Below are 13,432 nucleotides of genomic sequence, written 5' to 3' on the forward strand. Positions count from 1 at the left end.
CTTTTCTATATCTCTTCTGCTATTTTTTGCTTGATAAGGTTTGTATTAATCCAGAAGGCCTGGTTTGTTAGTCGTTGGCCGTCAGGTAGCTGATTGGCATCACGCTCTACATTACCTACATCAGGCCTTCCATCTGTAAAACGGTATGCTGCTTTCTTGGCGCTGGGACGGATATGGCATACAGGGTTTTCCGATGCTTTCATGAAGTTGTTTTTGTAGGTTCCGCCTTCAAGGCGTATCTTGACGCCATCTCGAAGTTTCTGCTTGGTATCAAGCCAGTATTCATAGGCAGTGCCGGTGTTATCTTTGAATTCCACACCGCCAATTAGGTGAACTGGAACAGACCAGAAGAAAGCACCCCGAAGGTAGTACCCATTATCGTCCTCCTGGAAAACTACGAACAGATAACGTTGGCCTGCGAGCAGCGAGTACCATTCGGAGTCTTCCCACGAGGTCTCAGCGTGAAGGTCAGCAAACTTGAAGTTTTTAAGTTTTAGCTTCTCCTTAATCGTCCCATTCTTCTGAACTCGAACAGTCCGAACACTGATACCGGCTTTCTCGAACTCCTCAATACGTTCCCTCTTTGAGCCAAAGAGACGCCAAGTGAGTGCATTGTGAAAGTTTTTGGCAGTGGAGTCGAGGTCTGGGGCTATCTCTGTCGCTAGCTCATGGGAATACCGGTTCTCAAAAGGTGCCAGCATCTGCAGGACAACATCATCAAAGGTGTTATCTTCAAGAAGCTGAGAATCGTTGATGAGTCGATCAGCCTCTTCCTGCTCCTTCTCAAATCGTTGAGCTAGGGCGGTCATATACGACTGCTTGAAAGAAAAAGCGCGGCTCTTCGCCGGTATGTATTCAAGAGACCCATCTTCATGAACTAGTGGGTAGAACTGGGCTCGTAAACTTTTCTCAGCCGTAGCCCCTTTCGTGCAAGCCCCAAGGTAGTTAGTCATACCCTCACTCAACTCGTGAGCTCGGCCAGCTTGAATCATGCTCACGATTTTTCTGTAGTCTTCTTTGATAATTTCAAGGTCCTCACCCGAAATCTGAAGTCTATTGATGAGGCTGATGCGTTGCTCGGTACTTTTGACGGAGCGGTCTCGAAGATAGCTGATAAGCAGAATATCGGAGGACTTTTTCTTTAGCGAAGAATCTTCGTAGTCGAGCGGAATTTCAGAGTTATTTGGAATCATGGAGAGCACCAGGCGTTCACCGGCTTTGATAACTCTCTGCTTTTTTCTGTTATTGCCGTACTCTACCGGGGAAACTTTGAGCTCCATGCCTGCTTCTGCGAAGTCAGGAGCCGACTCTGAGTTAGCTGTATAACCGAAGTAGTGCTCTTCAAGTAGGTTGCCTAGTGCACCTTTACGATTCTTGTCTGTGTAGTTCGGAGCTGGCAAGTGCTCTGAGAGCTTGAGCGAAAGGACATCCTCGAAGGTCAGACCTCTGAGGAGCTTCGCATAATCTACAATTTGTTCAGCATCCTTGAAACCATCTTCTTTAAGTGCGCTGAGTGAGTTTGAGATTTTCTGGTTCAAATTAAAATCAACCGACATAGCATCACCCTGATATCTAGAAGTATCTTTACGAGATGGGCTGGCGCCCCTGCCCGATTACATAGCTGTTATAACTACTTTATGAGCGTCTTTCGGACGTAACTTTGTCTATTGCTAGATATACAAGTGCTGTAACGAGGAAGGACGTCATGGTGGCGCCTATCGGAGACAAGAGGCTATATGCAAAAACCCAGGCTGTCAGTGACCCCAGCACCCAAGCTCCTACTGCAGGGTACCCAACTGCAAATCGATATGTGGTGAGGGGCAAATATTCACCACGTTTAACCAAGTAGTAGTCGCATATCATGACAGCAAATACGGGCACGAAAAAAGCCCCAATGAGTAGTAAGAAGTTTGTAAAGTGGTCAAGCAAAGCTATCTGACTCGCCCCCAGGATAGAAATCAAGCCAATAACGGAAGCGACTATCTTATAGTTTTGTGCCTTACTCGGCAGTACGGTCATGGCTGAGTTCACCATCCCATAGACCACCATAGAATTTGTTGCCATCACAGATAGAAATACGGCAACAGCAAAAGCAGGCCCAAAAGCCTCTACAAGCGGAACAGGGTCAAAAGGCGCTTCAACACCGCGTGCAATGACTAAATAGAGGGCCAAAGTCGCACCTAAAGACATTGCAAGAATTGTTGATGCACAGTAACCGATGAAGCTACCCGCAGATGTCTTAGCCGTATGAGAACCGAATCTGTTGAAATCTGCTGAAAGTACCGTCCAGGAAATAGCTGTTGCAAAGACTGCATCGAATGCTAGGCGAGAAGTGTAAGGATTTTCAGTCGCTGAGACTGAAAGAAATGAGCTTAGAGGGACCTCTTTGAAGCATAGCCACAGCACATAGCCCATGCACGCGAGAATCAGCACGGCAAAAACAGGTTCTACTTTGGCAATAGCGCTATGGCCAAACAGTGCCAGCGCAACAACTACTACTTCGCAGATTACAGACCAAAGCACCGGATTAGAGTATCCAGTCGCTCCTGCAACTAGCGCGTTTACTGTTACACCGGCAAGGATAGCCTGAACCCAGCTCCAGCCCATTAGGACCACAATATTGCCCACTGCGGGAATAAGGCTACCTTTTATACCAAATGAGAACTTCGTGAGCTCCATGGTGGCGTACCCAGTTCTTGTTCCCATACTGCCTACGGTAACTAGAACTAGAGCGCCTAGAAGGGTTCCTAACGTAATCACAAGAAGTGCTGCCCCATAGGTTAGAGAAGGCACAAATAAGGTGCCTGTGAGCATCGTCGTAACCACGAGATTTGCTGCTAGCCAAACACCCATGATGCGAGGTGCTGATGAAGTCTTTGCCCCAGACTGTAGAAGGCTCTTATCGAGTATGGGCTGAGGCTTGGTGAACTGGGCTGACATAACATCAATACTAAGTGTTCTGGGTAACAGAATGAAGTCGGTTGGTCTTTTCATATGTTCTAACACTGTGCTGAGAGAAACTAGCTATACAGATTGCGTTATGGAGTGGCTTTATGACGTGCAGAGGCATTGAGATGAAACAGGCTTACAGCGAAGCTGCTGGTTCGATGGAGTGAGCGGGTGCGAGCATGCGAGCACACAAGAGCGAATGGAATCCGCCGCAAGGCGGGGCGTGAATCGCCTCGTGAGCGAAGCGAACCGGGTGAGAGAATCGGCAGCGAGCGTAAGCCTGTTTCACCTCTTTCAAACTTCTGATCCCGCTATATGGGCAGCCCCCGGTACAAACCTCCACTAACCCTCCGGCAAGAAGCCGGGGTGCAGCGTCCACCCGCTAAACTAGACCCCATGCGCTACACCTACCTCGGCCCGTCCGGAACCTTCACCGAAGCAGCCCTCCTCACCGTCCCCGGTGCCCCCGACGCCGAACGCATACCCGCAACGTCCGTCCCCGCAGCCCTCGACGCCCTGCGCGACGGCACCGCCGACGCCGCCATGGTACCCATCGAAAACTCTGTTGAAGGTGGTGTGACCGCAACCCTCGACGCCATCGCAGCCCTCGATGGGTCCCTGCGTATCGTCCGGGAGGTGCTGGTGCCCATCACCTTTGTGCTGGTTGCCCGCCCCGGCACCACCCTAGAGAGCGTCAAAACTATCTCAACCCATACGCATGCCTGGGCTCAGGTGCGCTCCTGGGTGGCTGAGAACAAGCCCAGCGTGAACTACCTGCCGGGCTCGTCCACCGCGGGTGCCGCCCTGGGGCTGCTGAATGAGAATCCCGGCTACGAGGCTGCTATCTGCTCGCCCGCTGTGGCCCAGGCTCACCCCGAGCTGCAGGTGCTGGCCCACAATATCGGCGATAATAAAAACGCTGTCACCCGTTTCGTGCTCGTCGCCCGCGACGCTGAAACTCCCGCACCGACCGGGGCCGACAAAACCACCCTGGTCATCCCGCTACCCCAGGACCGCCCCGGCGCCCTGCTCGACCTGCTCGAACAGTTCTCCACCCGGGGAATCAACCTCTCCCGCATTGAGTCCCGACCCACCGGCGAATTCTTGGGAGCCTACTTCTTCTCTATCGACATCGACGGCCACCTCTACGACGCCCGCGTGCGCGATGCCCTGCGCGGCATCCACAGGGTCTCACCCGGCGTGCTCTACCTGGGCTCCTACCCGCGAGCCGACAAGCGCCTGGCAGCGGTAGACCCCATGCACGATGAAGAGTCCTTCAACGCTGCCCGCGACTGGGTGGAAACCCTCTTCCCGGGCGGGCGGCCCGAGGCGCTCAAGCACAATATCTAGAGCCGCAAGAGCCTCTGCCACCAGAGGCGCTGCTGCTCTACTAGCTCCTCGCGGGCATTCACAAAATCACTGAGCGAACGAATCTGCATGTCATCAGGGTAAACTTGCACCTTGACCGCAGCGGGGAGCACCTGGGCGTGGAAATCGCTGACGTCACCGAGCACGTCCCCGTCCACCTCAACGGGCAAGCTGGTATTGGGGAAGTAGACGCGGACGTCCGTACCCACAAAGTGCTCGACAACCGGGTAGCGCACCCGGGTGGGGCGCAGAATAAACTGAGCCGCCATACGCACCCAGCTACCCAGGTTGCGCGGAGTCAGCACAATCACCTCAAGCTGCCCATCGGAGAGCTGAGCTGTCTGCGCAAGATTCACCCCACCCTGAATCTTGCCGGTATTGGCAACCAACACAGCCCGAATCTTGCGGCGAACGGGCGCACCGTTATTCACCGTAATCACCGCTGGGCGGCGGCGGGTGAACATGTGCCGGGTGCTGGCCTCAACATAGGCTAGCCAGCCGATACGAGCCTTCAAATCTTCGCGAGTATCAGTCATAATCTGGGCGTCGAACCCGGCCCCGCCCATGACCACAAAATTAACGGGGGGCAAATCCTGCTCACCCTTCATATCCATACGAATCATATCGATGGTGCGGCTCTGCCCGTGCAGGGCAATATTGATGCAGGCGTGCAGGTCATTGACGTCCATGTCGAGGTTGCGAGCCAGCAGATTACCCGTGCCCAAGGGCACAATGCCTAAGGTGGCAGTGGTGCCCGCCAGGCCGTCCGCTACAGCGCGTACGGTGCCGTCACCACCGACAGCCAGCACAATCTCAGCCCCGTCCGCCACAGCCTGCTGGGCCATACCAAAGCCGGGGTCGTCCGCCTCAGTCTCATAGAACCTAGCCCGAGGCCAATCAGCCAGGCCCAGCTCGGCTGTAATCATGCGAATCACCGAATCAGCCCGATCCTTGGTGGGGTTATAGACCACCGCAACCTGCTTCGGTTCACCCGGTTCCAACATACGGTGCAGGGGCCGGTAGACCGGGAAAAGATCAGGACGTTCCCGCCTGCCCTTGCGCACAGACAGCGCCACCCCGCCCAGGGCAAGAGCAGAAGCAGCAGTAAGGGATACACCGAGAGTTGTACGCGAAACCATATCACCAGCATACTGAAGAAAACCGTGTGCCACCGCCCGGCGTCCGCGCGCCTGTCATCGCAGCGACAACTACGGTAAATTTAGAGGCATGATTGACATTAACCTCCTGCGTGAAAACCCCGACGCCTTCCGCGCCTCCCAGCGCGCTCGCGGCGCTGACGAAACCGTCATCGACCAGATTCTCGAAGCGGACGCCACCCGCCGCACCTCCATCAACGAGTTCGAGAAGCTACGCGCCGAACAGAACGTCTTCTCCAAGAAGATCGGCAAGGCCGCCAAGGAAGAAAAGCAGGCCCTGCTCGCTGAGGTTAAGGAACTCTCCCAGAAGGTCTCAGAAGCCAAGGCTGCCGCCGACGCCGCTGCCGCCCGCCAGGAAGAACTGGTCGCCGGCGTAGGCAACCTGATTATTGACGGCATTCCTGCCGGTGGCGAGGACGACTACGTGGTCGTCAAGCAGGTAGGCGAACCCCGCAACTTCGAAGCAGACGGCTTTGAACCCCGCGACCACCTTGAAATCGGCGAACTGGTTGACGGCATCGACATGGTGCGTGGCGCCAAGGTCTCAGGCTCCCGCTTCTACTTCCTCAAGGGCCACGTAGCCCGCCTGGAGCAGGCCCTCATGTGGATGGCCCTCGACCAGGCCACCGCCAACGGCTTCACCATGCTCACCACCCCCACCCTGGTGCGCCCCGAAACCATGAACGGCACCGGCTTCAACGTCGAACACGACGACGAAATCTACCGCCTCGAGCGCGACGACCTCTACCTGGTCGGCACCTCCGAGGTCGCTATCGCCGGCTACCACGCCGACGAAATCATCGACTTCGAAAAGGGCCCCAAGAAGTACCTGGGCTGGTCCTCCTGCTACCGCCGCGAAGCCGGCTCCGCAGGTAAGGACACCCGCGGTATCATCCGCGTGCACCAGTTCAACAAGGCCGAAATGTTCGTCTACTGCCCCGTCGAGCAGGCAGAAGACATGCACGCCAAGATGCTGGCCTGGGAAGAAGAAATGCTGGCCAAGTGCGAGCTCTCCTACCGCGTCATCGATACCGCTGCCGGTGACCTGGGCTCGTCCGCCGCCCGCAAGTTCGACTGCGAAGCCTGGGTACCCACCCAGGGCGCCTTCCGCGAACTGACCTCAACCTCCAACTGCACCACCTACCAGGCCCGCCGCCTGAACGTGCGTGAGCGCATGCCCGACACCGTCACCGCAGATGGCAAGACCAAGAAGGGCGGCACCCGCACTGTCGCCACCCTGAACGGTACCCTGGCGACCACCCGCTGGCTGGTTGCAATCCTGGAAACTCACCAGCAGGCAGACGGCTCCGTGCGTATCCCCGAGGCCCTGCGCCCCTACATGGGCGGCCTTGAGGTTATCCCCGTAGCAGCCTAACCCCGTAAGGTACCATCTACTTCGGAAAAGACCACCTCGTTTGTGGGTATAACCGACGTAGATGGTACCTTCTGCTTTTAAGCGTGACCGAGGAAGGGAGCTCCCATGCCCAACCGTACCCGTGCCCTACTGGCCAGTGTGCTGGTGCTGGTGGCGGGCGTCCTTGCCGCCTGCACCCCGAGCGGCACCGGGCAGGACGCCGCCGGGCAGGCGTCCGCGCAGAGCGCAACTCAGGAAAAGCCCCGGGTGCTTGCCACCTTCACCGTACTCGCAGACATGGCTAGCGCCATCGGCGGCGAGCACGTTGAGGTTGAATCTCTCACCAAAGCCGGGGCTGAAATCCACGGCTACGAGCCCACCCCATCGGATGTGCGCAAGGCAGCGGACGCCGACCTGATCCTCGCCAACGGCCTCAACCTCGAAGCCTGGCTTGAGCAATTTTTGCAGGACGCCGACGCCCCGGCTGTTACCGTCACCGAGGGAATTACGCCCCTCAGCATCGCCGAAGGGGAGGGGGAGGGCTACCCCAACCCCCACGCCTGGATGAGCCCGGTTGCTGCCAAAACCTACGCCGATAACATCGCGGCGGCCCTGGCCGACCTCGACCCGGCCCACGCCGACAGTTACCGGGCCAACGCCGAAGCCTACAAGCAGGAACTCAGCCAGGTACACCAAGAACTCATCTCCGCCATCAGTAATCTCCCCCAACACCAGCGGCTTCTGGTGACCTGCGAGGGCGCCTTCTCCTACCTGGCCGCCGACGCCGGTCTCGATGAAGCCTACCTCTGGGCAGTGAACTCCGACGGCGAAACCGGTGCCCGCCGCATGATGGAACTCTCCGACAAGGTAGCGGGCAGCGCCGTGCCCGCCGTCTTCTGCGAATCCACCGTGCCCACCCGCACCATGGAACAAATCGCCACCGACACCGGCGCAACCTACGCCGGAGCCCTCTACGTCGATTCCCTGTCTGACGCCGACGGCCCCGTGCCCACCTATCTCGATTTAATCCGCTACGATACCCGCCTCATGGCTGAGGCCCTCAGCCAATAACCGCCCTAAACTGAGGTTCTATGACTGCACCACCGCTGCTCCAGCTCACCGATGTAACTGTCACCTACGGGGCACCCGGCTCCGGGGCCGTACGCGCCCTGAACCGGGCGTCCCTGCACGTTGCCCCGGGGAGCATCTGCGGGCTGGTCGGCATGAACGGCTCTGGCAAGTCCACCCTCTTCAAGGCCATCATGGGCGTGGTGCCCGCATCGGGCAGCGTCCGGGTTGACGGGCTCGCCCCGCGTGAGGCCCGCAAACAGGGCTTGGTCAGCTACGTGCCCCAGAGCGAGGACATCGACTTCACTTTTCCGGTCTCGGTGCGCGACGTGGTCAGCCAGGGGCGCTACAGCCGACTGGGCATCACCCGCCACCTGGGCGCTGCCGACCGGGCCGCCGTCGATACCGCCCTCGAACGGGTCGGGCTCACCGACCTAGCCCACCGGCAAATCGGCAACCTCTCCGGCGGCCAGCGCAAACGCGCCTTCGTTGCCCGCGGGCTGGCCCAGGGAGCCCGTCTGTTGCTACTCGATGAACCCTTCGCCGGCGTCGATAAAAAGAGCGAAGCCATGCTCGTGAGTCTCTTCAAAGAGCTACGCGCCGACGGCGCTGGCATACTCATCTCAACCCACGACCTGGCCAACCTGGCAGACCTGGCCGACACCGCCGTCCTGCTCCGCAACGAAGTGCTGCTCACCGGCGACCCCGCTACCGTGCTGGCCCCCGAGAACATCGTGCGAGCCTTCGGAATGAACCCGCTGACAGAGGAAAACTAATGTACGAACTCTTCATCGAACCCCTTACCTACGGCTTCATGCAGCGGGGCTTGCTGGTCACCGTACTGGCGGCTTTAGTCTGCGCCCTGCTTTCTTGCTGGCTGGTGCTCATGGGCTGGTCGCTCATGGGAGATGGTATCTCCCACGCCGTCCTGCCCGGTGTTGCCCTCGCCTACATTCTGGGTGCCCCCTTCGCCCTGGGCGCCCTACTTGCCGCCCTGGTAGCCGTTGCCCTTATCGGCTCGGTTGCCGCCCGCAGGCGCGTGCGGGAGGACGCCGCCATCGGCATCGTCTTTACCGTCATGTTCGCCCTGGGGCTGGTGCTCCTCTCAGCCTTCCCCTCCCAGGTTGACCTGCACTCGGTGATTTTCGGTAACGTGCTGGGCGTATCGTGGGCGGACGTCTGGCAGATCGGTCTGCTGGCTGTGCTGGTCGTTGCCGTGCTGCTGGTCAAACGCCGTGACCTGGTGCTCTACGCCTTTGACCCCGGCTACACCCACGCCATTGGGCTTAGCCCCCGCCTGCTCTCCAGCCTGCTGCTGGTCGCCCTGGCCCTGACCTCTGTTCTGGCCCTTCAGATTGTGGGCGTCGTGCTGGTGGTTGCCCTGCTGGTAATCCCCGGGGCAACAGCCCGCCTGCTGACCGACCGCTTCACGTCCATGTTGCTGATCTCGTCGGCGGTCTCCCTGCTGGCGGCCCTGGCCGGTTTCTTCCTGGCCTACCTGCTCGATATCTCAGCCGGCGGTACCGTCGTCCTGGCCCTCGGCGTCCTCTTCGGCCTGGCCTACCTCTTCGCCCCCCGCCACGGCCTGCTGGCCGCTGCCCGGGCTAAGCGGGCGGTGGAGGCCGGGCAGGGCTAGGCAAAGAGCTGAACGGAATATCTCTAAACTGCCCAACAGGACTTCATCAAAGTGCGGAATAGATTAATCACAAAGTGCGGAATAAAATATCTCTAAACTGCCCAATGAAATTGTTGCAAAGTGCGGAATAGGGGTATAGGCGTGCCCGGACAGTACATTCAAATACCGAATCGGGAGAGTCAACGCGCCAGGTCTCGTTAGGGCAACTGCTGGAGGGGCAGGCTCCACGGGCCGCAGCCCCGGACGTGAGTATCAGCGAACTTGTAGACCGCATGTGCAGGGGCGGCTGGCCCGCCTTTATTCACTTACCCCTAGATGCGGCTTTAGAGAACCTTCGGGACTATGTATCAACCGTTGCCGACGTAGATATCCGCACACCTGATGGGGTACGCCGTGACCCTGCCCAGGTGCGGCGTTTGCTGAGATCCCTGGGGAGGGGCGTTGGCACTGAACTCAAATTTTCTACGCTGGCGCAAGACGCTGGAATCAATAGAGATACAGCCACTGACTATATCGCTGCGCTCTCTCGCATTTTTATTCAGGTCGAACAACCCGCATGGTCTGCCCACCTGAGGTCTAAAGCGACCCTGCGGAACTCCCCCAAACGTCATATGGCCGACCCCGCTCTGGCAGTCGCCACCCTGGGAGCCACGCCTCAGAAGGTGCTGCAGGACCTCGATTTTGCGGGGCAGCTCTTTGAATCGCAGGTCGTGCATGACCTTTCGGTGTATATGGGAGATCAGGGCACCGTGTCTCATGCCCGAGATTCTTCAGGCAGGGAAGTGGATGCCGTGCTAGAGCGACACGATGGCAGATGGGCCCTCGTAGAAATCAAGTTGGGTTCCCGCGACGAAACGGTGGAGAAGGCAGCTACCTCTTTAAAGAACTTCAGAGACCAGCTTGACCTTAACCGCTACGAGTACAGCCCAGAGCTTATTGTACTGACGGGCGGCGGCCTGTCCTACCAGCGAAAGGACGGCGTCAAGGTGGTGGCCTTTACTGCGCTTACTCAATGAGTTCTGTCAGGGGGGGCGGGGGCGTCCTCACCACTAGGCTTCACGCGGCGCTCACCTTGCCTTAACCCGGCTTTTGTATAGTCTGGTCTACACGAGAAGAAAAGAGACACCGATGATTTCAGAGATCAAAGACATGCAAACCCTGCCACTACGCCGCTCCACCTGGCAGAAAGAAGAAGGTGCCAAGTACCTGGTCGCTATCGATGTTGATGGCACCCTGGTCAACCATGACGGCGCCATGAGCGAAGCTGTCAAAAAGGCCGCTCAGGACGTCGTGGATGCCGGCCACCACGTGGTCATTTCCACCGGACGCTCCCTGGGCGCCACCCTGCCCATCGTCGAGATGATTGGGCTGACCCGCGGTTACGCTGTGAGCTCCAACGGCGCGGTTACTCTCAGTATCGACCCTTCCCTTGAGGCTGGCTACCGCATTATCGACAAGGTCAGCTTCGACCCCTCCAACGCTATTAAGCTACTCAAAGCTAAGCTGCCACATGCCTCCCTAGCCCTTGAAGCACCCGACGGCACCGTCTACGCCACCGACAACTTTGAGGACTGGTCCTTTGGGGTTAACACCGTCAAGACCACCCGCACCGAGATGGCTGCTATGAACTCGGCCGTGCGCGTGGTGGTTTGCTCACCCACCGACACCCCCGATGACTTCAAGCGCGCTATCTACGACTCGGGTCTGCACGGGGTCAACTACGCAGTGGGCTGGAGTGCCTGGCTCGATGTAGCTGCCCACGGGGTTTCTAAAGCAACCGCCCTGGAGCAGATCCGCCGCAAACTGCGCGTGGACCCCCGCCACACCATCGCCATCGGTGACGGGCTGAATGACAAGGAAATGATCCACTGGGCCGCCCGCGGCGTGGCTATGGGCCAGGCCCTACCCGAGGTGGCAGAGCTGGCTACGGACGTCACCGGTTCGGTCTACGAGGACGGCACGGTGCCGATCCTGCGGGACCTGCTCTAAAACCATGAGGCTTATTCATAAGGGGTTCCGCAGGCTCACGCTCGCTGCCGACCCTCTCGCATGGTTCGCTTCGCTCACAATGCGATTCACGCCAGCCGCCGAGCCAGCAGCTTCGCTGTGAGCCTGCTCCACCTACCCTAATGAATAAGCCCCCATATATCCCCTCTATACCTATTGGGTGTAGGGGGATATTCTTTATCTATGATTCAGCCCATGACATACAGAGTAAAAACCAATTTTAACCCTGTGGCATGGCCTTGCGCAGATGGGTAGGAACTCATGATTGATGAAGATAGCGTCATCATTGCTAACCAGCATCAGGGCTCTCAGGGGGGGGCAAACTGTTCCGTCCTTAAGAACTATTGTGCAGGAGCGGTTACTCTCTGCCTTTTAGCTCTGGCTACCGCCTGGGCGCGCTGCTTACTCCTGGATTCAACCCTCATTTTTAATCCAGCTGACTACGGAGTCTACCGTGGAACCGGGGTAGCAGTGCTTGCCGGGGCTGACTTTTATAGTCAGAACATTACCGGGGTGTACGTACCCCAGGGGCTCCCCTTCGTGTACACGCCCTTTACCGCTCTGTTACTGATCCCTTTAGCCTGGCTGCCGGAACCGCTAGGGATTGGGGGCTGGACCTTCCTCAACTGCCTGGCGCTGGGCATCCTGCTCCTGCTCAGTCTCATCTACGTGCGCCCGCACCTCACCGGCGTCCGCCTGGCCGCGGCACTCTCCGCCACCTACCTGCTTGCCCTACCCCTGAACGTCGTAGCTCAGCATCTTATCTTTGGGCAGATTAATCTGCTTCTTGTTTCTCTCTGCCTCATCGACATGGTTCGCCCACAGACCCGCTATCTACCTCGCGGAGTGCTGATCGGGCTGGCAGCCGGGATCAAACTGACTCCGGCTCTTTTTATTCTTTTCTTCTGGGTAAGCGGACGCCTGCACCCGGCTTTGACGGCAACGGCGACAGCCTCAGCTACCGTAGTCCTGGGGGTCCTGCTCCTGCCTGAACCCAGTTCAACCTATTTTGGGTCTAAACTCTCTGGCCTGGAAAATGTTGTCGATTTAGGAACCAACTTTGCTACTTCGGGTAACAGCTCTCTGCAGGGGGTGGCTGAACGCTGGGTTGGTACCCATTCTCTGCTCCTGTTAGCACCCTTACTGCTAGCTGTTGTAGCGGTAGCGTTTTCCCAGGCCCACCGAGAGTTAGCGTGTGGTGATGGTTTTGCTGCCGCCGCAGTACTCGGTTGTGCTACTTGCCTGCTTTCCCCGGTGTCCTGGTTACACCACTGGGTCTGGGTTATACCCACTCTTGCAGTGTTGGTTACCCGTGGGCGAGCTGTACGTGCTCTGGCCATTATCTGGATGTTAGCCTGCCTAGCTCAGCTCACAGACCTAGGTGACCTAGCAGCTCATGCCGGCTGGCCCATCATACCCGTTGAAATAATGCGCTCCTCTATAGTGCTGCTGGCCCTGCTTGCTATGGTGGTCTTACATCTGACCCGGAAGAGAAAGGGCCACCGTGACCACCTCCGTACCAGCTAAAGGCCTGTTGCTCTACGACCCCGACTGCGGCATCTGCCAAAAAGCCGCAAGGGTACTCACTCACCTCGGGCTAGAAGCCCAGGTGTGCCCTGGCCACTACGACCGCCTAGAAGAGCACGGCGTCGATTTTGAGCGCTTCATGCGCCAAATCCCCTTCATCACCCCCACCGGGCACGTGGCCTACGGGGCGCTCGCCATCGCCCTAGCCCTGGCCACCAGCCGGTACGCACCCGTGCGGGTGGCGGCGTCCGCCCTGAAGAACCCCCTGCTGCGCCCGCTAGCTGAGCGAGTCTACCTGCGTATTTCCATCAACCGCGCCACCGCCTGCCAGCTCAAGCCCTAACGGCTCGACGGCAGAAAGAAGCC

At 58.2% G+C, this 13,432-nt stretch carries 12 protein-coding genes; 9 read left to right on the plus strand and 3 right to left on the minus strand.

Annotated features, from left to right (window positions below):
- Positions 1 to 5: 5 nt before the first annotated feature.
- Positions 6 to 1,556, minus strand: a complete 1,551-nt coding sequence (locus L7A20_RS01265; protein WP_237222120.1) for a Sau3AI family type II restriction endonuclease — start codon at positions 1,554 to 1,556, stop codon at positions 6 to 8.
- 79 nt (positions 1,557 to 1,635) lie between these two features.
- The gene (locus L7A20_RS01270) at positions 1,636 to 2,940 is read right to left on the minus strand and encodes a purine-cytosine permease family protein (protein ID WP_237222121.1); all 1,305 of its coding nucleotides are present in this window, start codon (positions 2,938 to 2,940) and stop codon (positions 1,636 to 1,638) included.
- A gap of 405 nt (positions 2,941 to 3,345) precedes the next feature.
- On the opposite strand from L7A20_RS01270, the gene pheA reads away from it, so the two are divergent.
- Positions 3,346 to 4,299, plus strand: coding sequence for a prephenate dehydratase (pheA, locus tag L7A20_RS01275; protein ID WP_237222207.1), 954 nt, complete (start codon positions 3,346 to 3,348; stop codon positions 4,297 to 4,299).
- Here pheA and L7A20_RS01280 read toward each other — a convergent pair.
- Complete coding sequence (locus L7A20_RS01280) at positions 4,296 to 5,456, minus strand: diacylglycerol/lipid kinase family protein (protein ID WP_237222122.1); 1,161 nt, start codon at positions 5,454 to 5,456, stop codon at positions 4,296 to 4,298. The genes pheA and L7A20_RS01280 overlap by 4 nt on opposite strands.
- 88 nt (positions 5,457 to 5,544) lie before the next feature.
- Here L7A20_RS01280 and serS point away from each other — a divergent pair, with 88 nt between their 5' ends.
- The 8 genes from serS to L7A20_RS01320 all read left to right on the plus strand — a co-directional run bounded on the left by serS (position 5,545) and on the right by L7A20_RS01320 (position 13,409).
- A complete protein-coding gene (gene serS, locus L7A20_RS01285; RefSeq protein ID WP_185173977.1) occupies positions 5,545 to 6,849 on the plus strand; it encodes a serine--tRNA ligase in 1,305 nt (434 codons plus the stop codon).
- Positions 6,850 to 6,954: 105 nt separating this feature from the next.
- Positions 6,955 to 7,899 carry a metal ABC transporter substrate-binding protein gene (locus tag L7A20_RS01290; protein WP_237222123.1) on the plus strand — a complete coding sequence of 315 codons (945 nt, stop codon included), beginning with the start codon at positions 6,955 to 6,957 and terminating at the stop codon, positions 7,897 to 7,899.
- Positions 7,900 to 7,919: 20 nt separating this feature from the next.
- Positions 7,920 to 8,672: a metal ABC transporter ATP-binding protein gene (locus L7A20_RS01295; protein WP_237222124.1), complete on the plus strand. Its 753-nt coding sequence runs from the start codon at positions 7,920 to 7,922 to the stop codon at positions 8,670 to 8,672.
- Entirely contained in the window at positions 8,672 to 9,532 is an 861-nt protein-coding gene (locus tag L7A20_RS01300) for a metal ABC transporter permease (RefSeq protein ID WP_237222125.1), read from the plus strand. Before L7A20_RS01295 ends, L7A20_RS01300 begins: the two co-directional genes overlap by 1 nt.
- A 272-nt stretch (positions 9,533 to 9,804) precedes the next feature.
- A complete protein-coding gene (locus L7A20_RS01305) occupies positions 9,805 to 10,548 on the plus strand; it encodes an ATP-binding protein (RefSeq protein WP_237222208.1) in 744 nt (247 codons plus the stop codon).
- Positions 10,549 to 10,660: 112 nt separating this feature from the next.
- Positions 10,661 to 11,521, plus strand: coding sequence for an HAD family hydrolase (locus L7A20_RS01310; RefSeq protein ID WP_237207324.1), 861 nt, complete (start codon positions 10,661 to 10,663; stop codon positions 11,519 to 11,521).
- 279 nt (positions 11,522 to 11,800) lie between these two features.
- On the plus strand, positions 11,801 to 13,066 hold the full coding sequence (locus L7A20_RS01315) for a glycosyltransferase 87 family protein (protein WP_237222126.1): 1,266 nt from the start codon (positions 11,801 to 11,803) through the stop codon (positions 13,064 to 13,066).
- Positions 13,044 to 13,409 carry a DCC1-like thiol-disulfide oxidoreductase family protein gene (locus tag L7A20_RS01320; RefSeq protein ID WP_237222127.1) on the plus strand — a complete coding sequence of 122 codons (366 nt, stop codon included), beginning with the start codon at positions 13,044 to 13,046 and terminating at the stop codon, positions 13,407 to 13,409. The genes L7A20_RS01315 and L7A20_RS01320 overlap by 23 nt, the downstream gene beginning before the upstream one ends.
- Positions 13,410 to 13,432 lie beyond the last annotated feature (23 nt).

This window comes from Rothia nasimurium (genome assembly GCF_928381415.1).
Lineage (GTDB): Bacteria > Actinomycetota > Actinomycetes > Actinomycetales > Micrococcaceae > Rothia > Rothia nasimurium_H.

What these genes read in the sequence shown, in the direction of transcription:
- L7A20_RS01265 (WP_237222120.1), bottom strand. Translation starts at nt 1,556, where the DNA reads ATGTCGGTTGATTTTAATTTGAACCAGAAAATCTCAAACTCACTCAGC.
- L7A20_RS01270 (WP_237222121.1), bottom strand. Translation starts at nt 2,940, where the DNA reads ATGTCAGCCCAGTTCACCAAGCCTCAGCCCATACTCGATAAGAGCCTT.
- pheA (WP_237222207.1), top strand. Translation starts at nt 3,346, where the DNA reads ATGCGCTACACCTACCTCGGCCCGTCCGGAACCTTCACCGAAGCAGCC.
- L7A20_RS01280 (WP_237222122.1), bottom strand. Translation starts at nt 5,456, where the DNA reads ATGGTTTCGCGTACAACTCTCGGTGTATCCCTTACTGCTGCTTCTGCT.
- serS (WP_185173977.1), top strand. Translation starts at nt 5,545, where the DNA reads ATGATTGACATTAACCTCCTGCGTGAAAACCCCGACGCCTTCCGCGCC.
- L7A20_RS01290 (WP_237222123.1), top strand. Translation starts at nt 6,955, where the DNA reads ATGCCCAACCGTACCCGTGCCCTACTGGCCAGTGTGCTGGTGCTGGTG.
- L7A20_RS01295 (WP_237222124.1), top strand. Translation starts at nt 7,920, where the DNA reads ATGACTGCACCACCGCTGCTCCAGCTCACCGATGTAACTGTCACCTAC.
- L7A20_RS01300 (WP_237222125.1), top strand. Translation starts at nt 8,672, where the DNA reads ATGTACGAACTCTTCATCGAACCCCTTACCTACGGCTTCATGCAGCGG.
- L7A20_RS01305 (WP_237222208.1), top strand. Translation starts at nt 9,805, where the DNA reads ATGTGCAGGGGCGGCTGGCCCGCCTTTATTCACTTACCCCTAGATGCG.
- L7A20_RS01310 (WP_237207324.1), top strand. Translation starts at nt 10,661, where the DNA reads ATGATTTCAGAGATCAAAGACATGCAAACCCTGCCACTACGCCGCTCC.
- L7A20_RS01315 (WP_237222126.1), top strand. Translation starts at nt 11,801, where the DNA reads ATGATTGATGAAGATAGCGTCATCATTGCTAACCAGCATCAGGGCTCT.